Annotated in this window: 13 protein-coding genes; all 13 read left to right on the forward strand. The window is 59.1% G+C overall.

What is annotated here, in order from left to right; translation table 11 throughout:
* The first annotated feature begins 33 nt into the window (after window positions 1-33).
* Window positions 34-1,323 (forward strand): motility associated factor glycosyltransferase family protein, encoded by a 1,290-nt coding sequence (locus tag AC5SEM_RS04435; protein WP_123594711.1) that lies wholly within the window; start codon window positions 34-36, stop codon window positions 1,321-1,323.
* Complete coding sequence (locus AC5SEM_RS04440; protein ID WP_116033149.1) at window positions 1,320-1,586, forward strand: hypothetical protein; 267 nt, start codon at window positions 1,320-1,322, stop codon at window positions 1,584-1,586. Before AC5SEM_RS04435 ends, AC5SEM_RS04440 begins: the two co-directional genes overlap by 4 nt.
* 247 nt (window positions 1,587-1,833) lie before the next feature.
* Entirely contained in the window at window positions 1,834-2,685 is an 852-nt protein-coding gene (locus tag AC5SEM_RS04445) for a flagellin domain-containing protein (RefSeq protein WP_077571650.1), read from the forward strand.
* A 73-nt stretch (window positions 2,686-2,758) separates the two neighbouring features.
* Window positions 2,759-3,115: a flagellar protein FlaG gene (locus AC5SEM_RS04450; protein ID WP_077571651.1), complete on the forward strand. Its 357-nt coding sequence runs from the start codon at window positions 2,759-2,761 to the stop codon at window positions 3,113-3,115.
* An 82-nt stretch (window positions 3,116-3,197) separates the two neighbouring features.
* A complete protein-coding gene (fliD, locus tag AC5SEM_RS04455; RefSeq protein ID WP_077571652.1) occupies window positions 3,198-4,658 on the forward strand; it encodes a flagellar filament capping protein FliD in 1,461 nt (486 codons plus the stop codon).
* Between the two features lie 130 nt (window positions 4,659-4,788).
* The gene (gene fliS / locus AC5SEM_RS04460; RefSeq protein ID WP_064119541.1) at window positions 4,789-5,184 is read left to right on the forward strand and encodes a flagellar export chaperone FliS; all 396 of its coding nucleotides are present in this window, start codon (window positions 4,789-4,791) and stop codon (window positions 5,182-5,184) included.
* Between the two features lie 10 nt (window positions 5,185-5,194).
* Entirely contained in the window at window positions 5,195-5,491 is a 297-nt protein-coding gene (fliT, locus tag AC5SEM_RS04465) for a flagellar protein FliT (protein ID WP_007920054.1), read from the forward strand.
* Between the two features lie 172 nt (window positions 5,492-5,663).
* Complete coding sequence (locus AC5SEM_RS04470; RefSeq protein ID WP_007920053.1) at window positions 5,664-7,139, forward strand: sigma-54 dependent transcriptional regulator; 1,476 nt, start codon at window positions 5,664-5,666, stop codon at window positions 7,137-7,139.
* A 110-nt stretch (window positions 7,140-7,249) separates the two neighbouring features.
* On the forward strand, window positions 7,250-8,458 hold the full coding sequence (locus tag AC5SEM_RS04475; RefSeq protein WP_116033151.1) for a sensor histidine kinase: 1,209 nt from the start codon (window positions 7,250-7,252) through the stop codon (window positions 8,456-8,458).
* A 5-nt stretch (window positions 8,459-8,463) separates the two neighbouring features.
* Window positions 8,464-9,855 carry a sigma-54-dependent transcriptional regulator gene (locus AC5SEM_RS04480; protein ID WP_371043258.1) on the forward strand — a complete coding sequence of 464 codons (1,392 nt, stop codon included), beginning with the start codon at window positions 8,464-8,466 and terminating at the stop codon, window positions 9,853-9,855.
* A 128-nt stretch (window positions 9,856-9,983) separates the two neighbouring features.
* Complete coding sequence (gene fliE, locus AC5SEM_RS04485; RefSeq protein ID WP_077571655.1) at window positions 9,984-10,313, forward strand: flagellar hook-basal body complex protein FliE; 330 nt, start codon at window positions 9,984-9,986, stop codon at window positions 10,311-10,313.
* Window positions 10,314-10,328: 15 nt separating this feature from the next.
* Window positions 10,329-12,116, forward strand: a complete 1,788-nt coding sequence (gene fliF, locus AC5SEM_RS04490; RefSeq protein WP_077571656.1) for a flagellar basal-body MS-ring/collar protein FliF — start codon at window positions 10,329-10,331, stop codon at window positions 12,114-12,116.
* Window positions 12,109-13,128, forward strand: a complete 1,020-nt coding sequence (gene fliG / locus AC5SEM_RS04495) for a flagellar motor switch protein FliG (protein ID WP_007958288.1) — start codon at window positions 12,109-12,111, stop codon at window positions 13,126-13,128. Before fliF ends, fliG begins: the two co-directional genes overlap by 8 nt.
* Window positions 13,129-13,131 lie beyond the last annotated feature (3 nt).

Genomic DNA, 13,131 nt, shown 5'->3' on the forward strand with positions numbered 1-13,131 from the left:
TATTTTTTTGCCTGTAAGGGAGCGCGAGGCGCCATGAGCGAGTTTTTCCAAGCCAATGCCGAGGTGTTGCAGCGGCGCTGGCCGGCGCTGTTTGCACGATTGCTGGCTGAAGACACTTCGGTCATTCACGCCGAGCTGGTGCAAGGCCTGGGCTCTACGCTGAGTGTCGACGGGATTCAACTGACCAGTCGTCACGACCGGATCCACGAGGCCCGGGTCCAGGCAGCCAGCCTGGCGGAAAAACCTCGGTTGCACGTCTACGGCACCGGCCTTGGCGACCTGCCGTCGGTGTTGCTGGAGCGCGCTGCACTTGAGCGGTTGTACGTGCACATCCTCAACGGCGCCTTGTTTGCCCTGGTTCTGCAGTTGCTCGATCAGCGGCAATGGCTTGAAGACCCCAGAGTCGAGCTGATGTATGCCGGCGATCATGCAGATATCTACACGCCGTTTTTTGCGCTGCCCGCGGAAATGCTCCTGGCCGATGACTTCAGCGCGAAGATTCGTGATCGGCTGGTCAATGAGGTTCACCTGAGTTTCAACAATCGCGAGTTCGATCCGCAATTGCCGGCGATCCAGCAGCGCTTGCGCGATAGCCTGGAGGTGCTGCTTGCCGATGATGACGTGGCGCGACTGTTTGGTACCTGTGTCGGCCGCGAAATCTATGTGATCGGCACCGGGCCGAGCCTGGAAGGCCATTTTGAACGACTGGCGGCGGTCCGCGCTCAGGCCGAGCGGCCGCTGTTCATTTGTGTCGACACGGCTTATCGGCCTTTGCGTCAGCACGGGATCATCCCCGATCTGGTGGTGACGATCGATCGGTTGATCAGCTTTCGGCACTTGCCTTTCGAGGAGTCGGACGGCATCCCGCTGGTGTACCTGCCCATGAGCTCGCCGACGGTGTTGAAGGCCTGGAAGGGCAAACGCTATGGCGCCTATACCGCCAGCCCCGTCTACGCCACGTTGCGTCAGCAACACCCACGAGCCGAATTGAATGCCGGCGGCAGCGTGATTCACCCCGCCGTGGATCTGGCCGTGAAAATGGGCGGCACGCGCATCACGCTGTTCGGCGCCGACTTTGCCTTCCCGATGAACAAGACACATGCCGGCTGGGACGATGGCGATCTGGGGCCAGCGCTGGAGCAGGCTCGGCACTGGGTGCGTGACGGCAATGGCGAACGTGTCCGGACGCAGTTGAATTTTCGTGGCTACCTGTGCGTGCTGGAGCGTTATATCGCGTTGCATCCAGAAGTCAGCTTCCTTAACAGCAGTCGGGCGGGCGCGATGATCGTGGGCACACAATTCAATCCGGAGTTTGTGCAATGAGTGCGCAAGTGAATTGCATCAGCGCCTGCCGGCAATGTGCGGGATTGTTTCGTTTGGGCCGTGATGTCGAAGCGGCGCTGACCATGGTCGATGTGTTCGATGAGGCGCAGCAGTTTTTTTCGCTCGCCCGTGAGGATGTCCAGCAGTCGTGGGCACAGGTGCTGACACACATCCTGGCGTGTCAGGAACGCCAGGATTGGCTGGGGCTCGCCGATTTCATCGAGTATGAGCTGATTGAATTGCTGGACGGTGCGCAGCGCTGAGGGCGGGGGGGGCGACCGCTCTGGCACAAGGGTTGTTGGTGTGGGCAGTTTTATGGCGTCATTTTTTCGTGGGCGGGGCGCGCTAAGCCCTTGTTTTTTTGGGAGTGGCAGGGTGATGGCAAATTTTTTTCAAAAAGCCCTCAAGCAACCTGCAAACCCGACGATAACTATTACGAAGGTTCTCTAGGCCATACCCGGCGGTTGCCAGGGCCGGAAGCCGCAGTACCCAACCAACGAGGAATTCGTCATGGCTTTAACAGTAAACACCAACACCACGTCGTTGAACGTTCAGAAAAACCTGAACCGCGCTTCCGACGCTCTGTCGACTTCGATGCAGCGCCTGTCTTCCGGCCTGAAAATCAACAGCGCTAAAGACGACGCCGCTGGCCTGCAGATCGCTACCCGTATGACTTCCCAGATCCGTGGTGGCAACCAGGCGATCCAGAACGCCAACGACGGTATCTCCGTTGCTCAGACCGCTGAAGGCGCTCTGCAAGCTTCGACCGACATTCTGCAGCGTATGCGTGAACTGGCTGTTAAAGCCCGTACCGGTACCAACGGCAGCATCGACCAGAAAGCAACGAACGACGAATTCGCCCAGATGTCGGACGAACTGACCCGTATCTCTGCTTCCACCAACCTGAACGGCAAAAACCTGCTGGACGGTTCGGCTGGTACTGTGACCCTGCAAGTGGGCGCAAACACCGGTTCGGCTAACCACATCGACCTGGTACTGAGCTCCAAGTTCGACGCCGTCAGCCTGTCCGTAGGTAGCGGTACTGTAGTTCTGACCGGTGCAAGCGTATCGGGCGCTGCTGCCAACATCGACAACGCAATCACCGCGATCGACGCTGCAATTGCCGCGATCAACAGCACTCGTTCGAGCCTGGGTGCTTCGCAAAACCGTCTGACCAGCACCATCTCCAACCTGCAGAACATCGTTGAGAACACCACCGCTGCTCAGGGTCGTGTACAAGACACCGACTTCGCCGCAGAAACTGCTAACCTGACCAAGCAGCAAACTCTGCAGCAGGCTTCGACCTCCGTTCTGGCTCAAGCCAACCAACTGCCTTCCGCTGTACTGAAGCTGCTTCAGTAATATCGGAACAAGTTTGGGCGGGAGGGTGCGCTGGTCGTGCTCTCTCGCCTTTTTACGTTAGGAGGTGATGAGCATGGACATGAGCGTCAAGCTTAACCAGTCTTATCCGGCTCCCAAGCCAGTAGCGCCGGTTGCTGACAAACCGTCAGAAACGCCTAAGGTTGCCAAGACTGAAGCTCCGGCCACTGCCAAGAGTCAGGATACGGACGATGCCAAGTTGAAGCTGGCCGTGCAGGAGATCGAGAAGTTTGTTCAATCGATCAAGCGCAATCTGGAGTTCTCTATCGACGAGCATTCCGGGAAGGTCATCGTCAAGGTGATCGCAAGCGAGACGGGTGAGGTCGTTCGACAGATTCCCTCCGCAGAAGCTCTCAAGCTGGCAGACAGCCTGGCCAATGCAAGCCACGTGTTGTTCGACGCCAAAGTCTGATAGCTGGCATGAATAATGTTTGTCCATTCTCAGGACGCGGGTAACGGTCAAAAGAATGGCAACAATCTGAAGGGAGATGCAAATGGCAAGTCCAATTCTACCGGGTTCCGGACTGGGTTCCGGCCTGGACATCGGTGCGATCGTCACTGCGCTGGTCAACGCCGACAAGGCGCCGAAGCAGACGCAGATCGATACCGCGACCAAAGCCAATACGCTGAAGATTTCCGGCGTCGGTTCGCTGAAGAGTGCATTGACCACGTTCCAGACGGCGATGACCAATCTGGGCAGCAAGACCAATCCTGCCTTTGCCGGCTTCACCGCGACTTCGAGCAATACCAATCTGAGCGCGACGTCCGACAGCACCGCAGTGACGGGCAATTACAACGTCGTTGTCAGTCAATTGGCCACTGGCTCGAAAATCGCCAGCGCCTCTTTCGCCGGCGGTGCCGCCAGTGCCATTCCGAGTGGTACCCTGAAAATCAGTCAGAATGGCACTGATTACAATGTCGACATTCCGGCAAATGCCACGTTGCAAACCACCCGCGACGCCATCAACAAGGCTCAGGGCGCCAACGGGATTTCCGCCAACATCGTGACCGACAGCTCCGGTTCGTCGCGCCTGGTGATCAGTTCGAGCAAGACCGGCGAAGGCTCTGACCTCAAAGTCAGCGGTATTGCCGGTCTGGAAATCGATGGCACCCAGAAGATGGGCGCTAGCCCGGCTGCAGGCGCTTCAGGCGCTGTCAACGACGTTGCGGGAAACGCCAAGCTGACCATCGATGGCCTTGAAGTCACCAGCAAAAGCAATACGGTGACCGGTGCAATCAGTGGCTTGACCCTGAATTTGACGACTGTCAGTCCTGTCGTGGGTAATGCTGCGACGCCGACTGTGGTCAGCGTGGACGCCAACACCAAAGGCCTGCAGACATCGATTCAGTCGTTCGTCGACGCTTACAACACGTTGAAGACCACCATCGATACGCTGTCCAAGGCGACGCCGGATGCCGATGGCAAGCTGACCGTGCAAGCGGCGTTCACCGGCGACGCGATGCCGCGTGCACTGATTGCCGATATTCGTGAACAGTTGACGGCAACAGGCGCTGGCGGCCCGTTGTCGGTGCTGTCGCAGTTGGGTGTGATGACCGACCGCGACACCGGTAACCTGAAGTTTGATACCGCTGCTTTCACCAAAACCATGGCGCAGCCAGGCATGACCGGCCAGGTTCAGCAGTTGTTTACCGGCACCGACGACACCAATGGTCTGCTGACGCGCATGAGCAAGGTGGTTGATCCGTATCTCAAGCCGCCAGCGGGTAGCATTAACGGCGTCGGCTTGCTTGATCAGCGCATGGCCATTCTCACTAAAAACACCAGAAACCTGACCGACCAGCAAGCGGCGCTGGACCTGCGTGTCGAGAACCTGACCAAGACGTTGACTGCCAAGTACAACGCCATGGACTTGCTGGTAGGCCAGATGAAGGCGACGGCGAGTAACATTACGTCGTTCTTCAGCTCGCTGAACGCTCAGCAGTCCGCGAAGTAACAGACAGGCACGACAAAAACCCGGCTACGCTTTATCGGCGTGTGCCGGGTTTTTGTCTTTTTGATCTAAAGTTCTCTGATTCGTTGGCGATACACTGGTTATACGAGTCAATGTGGCAATGAGGTAGAACATGAATCCGATGTTAGCCCTTCGGCAATACCAGAAAGTCGGCGCACATGCACAGACGTCCGAAGCGAGCCCGCACCGCCTGGTGCAAATGTTGATGGAAGGTGGCCTGGGGCGTATCGCTGAGGCCAAGGGCGCGATTGAGCGCAAGGACATTGCTGCCAAGTGCACGGCCATCAGCAAGGCCGTGGGCATCATTGGTGGCTTGTGTGAAGGTCTGGATCTGGAAAACAGCGCCGATTCGGTTGCTGAGCTCAACCAGCTCTACATCTACATGATGAAGCGACTGGCTGAGGCCAACATCAAGAGTGATCCGAAGATTCTCGACGAAGTTGCCGGGCTGCTGCGCACCGTGAAGGAAGGTTGGGACGGCATTGCTCCGCCAGGCCCCCAGTTTTAAGGAGATCACCATGAGTCTTGTATTGCAGCGAATCGCCGATACCCGTGAAGCGTTGGTCACAGCCCTGGCCGAACGCAATTGGGAAGCCATTGGCGAGCTGGATCTGGCTTGCCGTTCCTGCATGGAAGACGTCATGGCTGAAGCTGCACTGGATGAAGACGCGTTGCGCAACAATCTTGAGGAGTTGCTCCATGTCTACAAGGAGCTTCTTGAGGTGGCGATGGGTGAGCGGCAGGCGATAGCCAACGAGATGTCGCAGATCACCCAAGCGCAAAAGGCGGCAAAGGTTTACCATCTGTTTGGTTAATTAACCTCCAGTTAATCCAGACATGTGCGCCATAAATTTGACTGTGCACGGTTTTTTGACTTAACTAGTGGCTGTTTTCAGATTTCAGGCGTCTACAGGCACATGGTGTCCTGCAAGCGTCTCGCTTGCCCCTTATTTTGGGCATTGAGTTGACTAGGGAAGTTGCTATTGCATGTGGCGTGAAACCAAAATTCTGCTGATCGATGACGATAGCGTCCGCCGCCGCGACCTGGCGGTGATTCTAAATTTTCTTGGCGAAGAAAATTTACCCTGCGGCAGCCATGACTGGCAGCAGGCAGTCGGCTCTTTGTCGTCTAGTCGTGAGGTCATTTGCGTACTGATCGGGACGGTTAATGCTCCTGGTGCGCTTTTGGGCTTGCTAAAGACACTCTCAACCTGGGATGAGTTCCTTCCGGTTTTGTTGATGGGCGATAATTCTTCCGTTGACCTGCCTGAAGATCAGCGTCGCCGCGTGCTTTCGACCCTCGAAATGCCACCCAGCTACAGCAAATTGCTCGACTCCCTGCACCGTGCCCAGGTCTATCGCGAGATGTATGACCAGGCCCGTGAGCGCGGTCGTCATCGCGAACCCAATCTGTTCCGCAGCCTCGTCGGCACCAGTCGTGCGATACAGCACGTGCGCCAGATGATGCAGCAAGTGGCCGACACCGACGCCAGCGTGCTGATCCTCGGCGAGTCCGGGACCGGCAAGGAAGTGGTTGCGCGCAACCTGCATTACCACTCCAAGCGTCGCGATGCGCCATTCGTGCCGGTCAACTGCGGGGCGATCCCGGCAGAGCTGCTCGAAAGCGAATTGTTCGGCCACGAGAAGGGCGCCTTCACCGGCGCTATCACCAGCCGTGCCGGCCGTTTCGAACTGGCCAATGGCGGTACGCTGTTTCTTGACGAAATCGGCGACATGCCGCTGCCGATGCAGGTCAAACTGCTGCGCGTCCTGCAGGAGCGCACCTTCGAACGCGTGGGCAGCAACAAGACCCAGAGCGTCGATGTGCGCATCATTGCCGCAACGCACAAGAATCTCGAAAGCATGATCGAGATCGGCACCTTCCGCGAAGACCTCTACTATCGCCTGAACGTGTTCCCGATCGAGATGGCGCCGCTGCGTGAGCGCGTCGAAGACATTCCGTTGTTGATGAACGAGCTGATCTCGCGCATGGAGCACGAGAAGCGCGGTTCGATCCGTTTCAACTCGGCGGCGATCATGTCGCTGTGCCGTCACGGCTGGCCGGGCAACGTCCGCGAACTGGCCAACCTGGTGGAGCGCATGGCGATCATGCATCCGTACGGGGTGATCGGCGTGGTCGAGCTGCCGAAGAAATTCCGCTACGTCGATGACGAAGACGAGCAAATGGTCGACAGCCTGCGCAGCGATCTCGAAGAGCGTGTGGCGATCAATGGCCATACGCCGGACTTCACCGCCAATGCCATGCTGCCGCCGGAAGGCCTGGACCTGAAAGACTACCTCGGCGGTCTGGAGCAGGGCCTGATTCAACAGGCGCTGGACGATGCCAATGGCATTGTCGCGCGTGCCGCTGAGCGTCTGCGTATCCGTCGTACCACCCTGGTCGAGAAGATGCGCAAGTACGGCATGAGCCGCCGCGATGGAGATGAACAGGCGGAGGATTGACGCCTGTTTTTCAACCGCTTCATTTATAAGCGGTTTTTTTTAGGCACGGGTATTGCTACAGCCCTCGCAACGTTCCGTTTAACTGACGGTCAGCCAAGCGAGAAAGCACAATGCCCCAAGCCCAGATGTCTTCTGCCTCCAGTCCCGAGGGGCAACCGTCCTCCGTAGAGCAGGCAAGCCGACAGGGCCTTGAGCAGGCATTCGAGCTGTTCAGCCAGATGTCCAGCCAACTGACAGATTCCTACAGCATGCTTGAAGCACGGGTGACCGAGCTCAAGGGGGAGCTGGCGGTGGTCAGCGCCCAGCGTATGCAGGAGCTGGCGGAAAAAGAACGTTTGGCCAACCGTCTGCAAAACCTCCTTGATCTGTTGCCCGGTGGCGTCATCGTCATTGACGGTCACGGCATGGTGCGTGAAGCCAATCCGGCCGCCATCGAACTGCTCGGTCTGCCGCTTGAAGGCGAGTTGTGGCGCCAGGTGATTGCGCGCTGCTTCGCCCCGCGTGAAGACGACGGTCATGAAATTTCCCTGAAAAACGGTCGACGCCTGTCGATTGCCACCCGCTCGCTGGATGCTGAGCCGGGGCAATTGGTGCTGCTCAACGACCTGACAGAAACCCGTCATCTGCAAGACCAACTGGCGCGCCATGAGCGTTTGTCCTCACTGGGCCGCATGGTCGCCTCGCTGGCCCATCAGATCCGCACGCCGCTGTCTGCCGCTTTGCTCTACGCCAGTCATTTGACTGAGCAGGAATTGCCGGTGGCCACTCAGCAGCGTTTCGCCGGACGCCTGAAAGAACGTCTGCATGAGCTTGAGCATCAAGTACGCGACATGCTGGTGTTCGCTCGCGGTGAATTGCCGCTGACCGATCGCCTGACCCCGAATGCCTTGATGCAGGCGCTGCAAGCGGCGGCGTTGACCCATGTGCAGGATCTGCCAATCCGCTGGCAGTGCGACAGTCATGCCGGTGAATTGCTGTGCAATCGCGACACGCTGGTCGGCGCGCTGTTGAATCTGATCGAGAACGCGATTCAGGCGAGTGCCGGCAACGTCCGTCTGAAAGTCCATTGCTACACCCGCGACAACAGCCTGCGCTTGAGCATCAGCGACAGTGGCAGCGGCATCGAGCCGGCGATTCTGGCGCGGCTCGGCGAGCCATTTTTTACCACCAAAGTCACCGGCACCGGTCTGGGCCTGACCGTGGTCAAGGCAGTGGCCCGGGCGCATCAGGGAGAATTGCTGCTGCGTTCGCGGGTCGGGCGCGGCACGTGCGCGCAGGTGATCCTGCCGCTGTTTTCCGCTGTACACGGAGCTGAGTAAAAGACATGGGCATCAAGGTTTTGCTGGTCGAGGATGACCGCTCATTGCGCGAGGCGCTGGCCGACACGTTGTTGCTCGCCGGTCACGATTACCACGCGGTCGGGAGCGCCGAAGAGGCGCTGACGGCGGTGGCGCGCGAAGCGTTCAATCTGGTGGTCAGTGACGTCAACATGCCCGGCATGGACGGTCATCAATTGCTCGCCCTGCTGCGCGCCCGCCAACCGCAATTGCCGGTGTTACTGATGACGGCGCACGGTGCGGTCGAGCGCGCGGTCGATGCGATGCGGCAGGGCGCGGCCGACTATCTGGTCAAACCGTTTGAACCCAAGGCTTTACTGGATCTGGTGGCGCGGCATGCGCTGGGCAATCTTGGCGTGAGCGACAGTGAGGGCCCTATCGCCGTCGAACCGGCCAGTGCGCAATTGCTCGAGTTGGCGGCGCGGGTGGCGCGCAGTGATTCCACGGTGCTGATCTCTGGCGAATCCGGCACCGGTAAGGAAGTGCTGGCGCGCTACATTCATCAGCAGTCCCATCGCGCCAGTCAGCCGTTCATTGCGATCAACTGTGCGGCGATCCCGGACAACATGCTCGAAGCCACGTTGTTCGGCCACGAAAAGGGTTCGTTCACCGGCGCCATCGCGGCGCAGGCCGGCAAGTTCGAACAGGCCGACGGCGGCACGCTGCTGCTCGACGAAATCTCCGAAATGCCCCTCGGTCTGCAAGCCAAACTGCTGCGTGTGTTGCAGGAGCGCGAGGTCGAGCGCGTGGGTGCGCGTAAACCGATTGCTCTGGATATTCGCGTGGTCGCCACCACCAACCGTGATCTGGCCGGCGAAGTGGCGGCGGGACGTTTCCGCGAGGACCTTTTTTACCGTCTGTCGGTTTTCCCCCTGGCCTGGCGTCCACTTCGCGAGCGCACTGCCGATATCCTGCCGCTGGCCGAAAGGTTGCTGGCCAAACACGTCAATAAAATGAAGCACGCCGCGGCGAAACTTTCGCCTGATGCGCAAGCGTGTCTGACCGCGTACCCGTGGCCGGGCAATGTGCGTGAGCTGGATAACGCCATTCAGCGTGCGCTGATCCTGCAGCAGGGCGGTTTGATTCAGCCGCAGGATTTCTGTCTGGCCGGTCCCGTGACGTACACCGCGATGCCCGTCGCCGCGCCGCTGTCATCGGTGATTCGCGAGGTGGAAATCGAAGCGGATTCGGCCGGCGCACTGGGCGATGACCTGCGCCGCCGGGAGTTTCAGATGATTATCGACACCCTGCGCGCCGAGCGCGGCCGACGCAAGGAAGCGGCGGAAAAGCTCGGTATCAGCCCGCGCACCCTGCGTTACAAGCTGGCGCAAATGCGCGATGCCGGGATGGACGTCGAAGGTTATCTGTTCGCCACCTGACGTCTGGTGCAACGATTTGAAAACGCTTTTCTGAAAGGGGTGCCCATGAGCTGGCACCCTTGTTGCTAATACCTGTGTACCCGCCGAGTGAGTGTCAAAAAATTGCGGGCCGCCCAAGAGAGTAGACCATGAGCCAAGGTATTGAATTTAATCGGTTGATGATGGACATGAAGGCCATGAAAATGGACGCCATGTCTGCACCGAAATCGACGACCGCTGTCCCTGAACTGGCGGGCAGCAGCTTTTCCGACATGCTCGGTCAGGCGATCAATAAGGTCAGCGATACCCAGACCGCGTCGACTCAGTTGGCCAACGCATTCGAAGTGGGCAAAAGCGGCGTCGATCTGACGGATGTGATGGTCGCTTCGCAAAAAGCCAGCGTGTCGTTCCAGGCTCTGACCCAGGTGCGCAACAAGCTGGTTCAGGCTTACCAAGACATCATGCAGATGCCGGTTTAAGGACGAGATTGAGTCATGGCAGAAGCAGTCGCCGATAACGTTCCGGCCAAGGCCACCCCGATAGACGGCAAACCGCCGTTGTTCGGCCTGTCCTTCCTGGAAAACCTCTCCGAGATGACCATGCTGCGTCAGGTGGGCCTGTTGGTCGGCCTGGCTGCGAGCGTGGCGATTGGCTTTGCCGTGGTGCTGTGGTCGCAGCAGCCGGATTACCGTCCGTTGTACGGCAGCCTTGCCGGCATGGACGCCAAACAGGTCATGGACACCCTGGCCGCCGCCGACATTCCTTACAACGTCGAACCGAACTCCGGTGCCTTGCTGGTCAAGGCCGATGACCTGTCCCGTGCGCGGATGAAACTCGCCGCTGCTGGTGTCACTCCCAGCGACGGCAATATCGGTTTCGAAATCCTCGACAAGGAACAGGGTCTGGGCACCAGTCAGTTCATGGAAGCGACGCGTTATCGTCGCGGCCTCGAAGGTGAACTGGCGCGGACCATTTCCAGCCTGAACAACGTCAAGGGTGCCCGCGTGCATCTGGCGATTCCGAAAAGCTCGGTGTTCGTCCGTGACGAACGCAAGCCAAGTGCTTCGGTTCTGGTTGAGTTGTACTCCGGTCGTTCGCTGGAGCCGGGTCAGGTGATTGCGATCATCAACCTGGTGGCGACTTCCGTTCCCGAGTTGAGCAAATCGCAGATCACCGTCGTCGACCAGAAGGGCACTTTGCTCTCCGATCAGGCGGAAAACTCCGAAATGACCATGGCCGGCAAGCAGTTCGATTACAGCCGCCGCATGGAAAGCATGCTCACCCAGCGCGTGCACAACATTCTGCAACCGGTGCTGGGCAACGATCGCTACAAGGCGGAAGTTTCCGCTGACATCGATTTCAACGCTGTCGAGTCGACCGCCGAGCAGTTCAACCCGGATCAACCGGCGTTGCGCAGCGAACAATCGGTCAACGAACAACGCACCGCCAGCAATGGCCCGCAAGGTGTGCCGGGTGCCCTGAGCAACCAGCCGCCGTCGCCAGCCTCGGCACCGCAAACCACCGGTGGTGCCGCAGCGCCAGCCGCCATGGTGCAGCCAGGTCAGCCGTTGGTTGATGCCAACGGTCAGCAGATCATGGACCCGGCCACCGGCCAGCCAATGCTCGCGCCGTACCCGGCCGACAAGCGTCAACAATCGACCAAGAACTTCGAACTCGACCGTTCCATCAGCCACACCAAACAGCAGCAGGGTCGCCTGAATCGTCTGTCGGTGTCGGTGGTTGTCGACGATCAGGTCAAAGTCAACGCGGCCAACGGCGAAACCACCCGTGCGCCATGGAACGCCGACGAATTGGCGCGCTTCACCCGTCTGGTTCAGGACGCCGTCGGTTTCGACGCCAGCCGTGGCGACAGCGTCAGCGTGATCAACATGCCGTTCTCCGCCGAGCGCGGTGAAGTGATTGCCGATATTCCGTTCTACTCCCAGCCATGGTTCTGGGACATCGTCAAACAAGTGCTGGGTGTGTTGTTCATTCTGGTGCTGGTGTTTGGTGTGCTGCGTCCGGTGCTCAACAACATCACCGGCGGCGGCAAAGGCAAGGAGCTGGCCGGTCTTGGCAGCGACGTGGAACTCGGCGGGATGGGCGGCCTGGACGGCGAACTTTCCAACGACCGCGTGAGCCTCGGTGGTCCGCAGAGCATTCTGTTGCCGAGCCCAAGTGAGGGTTATGACGCGCAACTGAATGCAATCAAGAGTCTGGTGGCAGAAGACCCGGGTCGCGTGGCCCAGGTCGTGAAAGAGTGGATTAACGCAGATGAGTGATAACCGAGCCGCTGTCGCTAAACTGTCCCGGGTCGACAAAGCCGCAATTCTGCTGCTGTCCCTGGGTTCGACCGATGCTGCGCAAGTGCTGCGCCACATGGGCCCGAAAGAGGTTCAGCGTGTGGGTGTGGCCATGGCCCAGATGGGCAACGTCCATCGCGAACAGGTCGAGCAGGTCATGAGCGAGTTCGTCGACATCGTCGGCGACCAGACCAGCCTCGGCGTCGGTTCCGACGACTACGTGCGCAAAATGCTCACCCAGGCATTGGGCGAAGACAAGGCCAACGGCCTGATCGACCGCATCCTGCTCGGTGGCAACACCAGTGGCCTCGACAGCCTGAAATGGATGGAGCCGCGCGCCGTTGCCGACGTGATCCGTTACGAACACCCGCAGATCCAGGCAATCGTGGTCGCGTACCTCGACCCGGATCAGGCCGGTGAAGTGCTGGGCAACTTCGACCACAAGGTGCGTCTGGACATCATCCTGCGCGTCTCGTCGTTGAACACCGTACAGCCAGCGGCATTGAAAGAGCTCAACCAGATTCTCGAGAAGCAGTTCTCCGGCAACTCGAATGCCTCGCGCACCACCCTGGGTGGCATCAAGCGTGCGGCGGACATCATGAACTTCCTCGACAGCTCGATCGAAGGCCAGCTCATGGACTCGATCCGCGAAGTCGACGAAGACCTGTCCGGTCAGATCGAAGACCTCATGTTCGTGTTCAACAACCTTGCCGATGTCGACGACCGTGGCATTCAGGCGTTGCTGCGCGAAGTGTCTTCCGACGTGCTGGTGCTGGCCCTCAAGGGTTCGGACGAAGGCGTCAAAGAAAAGATCTTCAAGAACATGTCCAAACGTGCCGCCGAACTGTTGCGCGACGACCTCGAGGCCAAAGGCCCGGTGCGCGTCAGCGACGTCGAAACCGCGCAGAAGGAAATCCTCACCATCGCCCGCCGTATGGCCGAAGCCGGAGAAATCGTCCTCGGTGGCAAGGGCGGCGAGGAAATGATCTAAGCC

The organism is Pseudomonas sp. CH61 (genome assembly GCF_059429415.1).

Excerpts from the sequence above, each read along its gene's own strand:
- AC5SEM_RS04435 (WP_123594711.1), top strand. The coding sequence starts at position 34 with ATGAGCGAGTTTTTCCAAGCCAATGCCGAGGTGTTGCAGCGGCGCTGG.
- AC5SEM_RS04440 (WP_116033149.1), top strand. The coding sequence starts at position 1,320 with ATGAGTGCGCAAGTGAATTGCATCAGCGCCTGCCGGCAATGTGCGGGA.
- AC5SEM_RS04445 (WP_077571650.1), top strand. The coding sequence starts at position 1,834 with ATGGCTTTAACAGTAAACACCAACACCACGTCGTTGAACGTTCAGAAA.
- AC5SEM_RS04450 (WP_077571651.1), top strand. The coding sequence starts at position 2,759 with ATGGACATGAGCGTCAAGCTTAACCAGTCTTATCCGGCTCCCAAGCCA.
- fliD (WP_077571652.1), top strand. The coding sequence starts at position 3,198 with ATGGCAAGTCCAATTCTACCGGGTTCCGGACTGGGTTCCGGCCTGGAC.
- fliS (WP_064119541.1), top strand. The coding sequence starts at position 4,789 with ATGAATCCGATGTTAGCCCTTCGGCAATACCAGAAAGTCGGCGCACAT.
- fliT (WP_007920054.1), top strand. The coding sequence starts at position 5,195 with ATGAGTCTTGTATTGCAGCGAATCGCCGATACCCGTGAAGCGTTGGTC.
- AC5SEM_RS04470 (WP_007920053.1), top strand. The coding sequence starts at position 5,664 with ATGTGGCGTGAAACCAAAATTCTGCTGATCGATGACGATAGCGTCCGC.
- AC5SEM_RS04475 (WP_116033151.1), top strand. The coding sequence starts at position 7,250 with ATGCCCCAAGCCCAGATGTCTTCTGCCTCCAGTCCCGAGGGGCAACCG.
- AC5SEM_RS04480 (WP_371043258.1), top strand. The coding sequence starts at position 8,464 with ATGGGCATCAAGGTTTTGCTGGTCGAGGATGACCGCTCATTGCGCGAG.
- fliE (WP_077571655.1), top strand. The coding sequence starts at position 9,984 with ATGAGCCAAGGTATTGAATTTAATCGGTTGATGATGGACATGAAGGCC.
- fliF (WP_077571656.1), top strand. The coding sequence starts at position 10,329 with ATGGCAGAAGCAGTCGCCGATAACGTTCCGGCCAAGGCCACCCCGATA.
- fliG (WP_007958288.1), top strand. The coding sequence starts at position 12,109 with ATGAGTGATAACCGAGCCGCTGTCGCTAAACTGTCCCGGGTCGACAAA.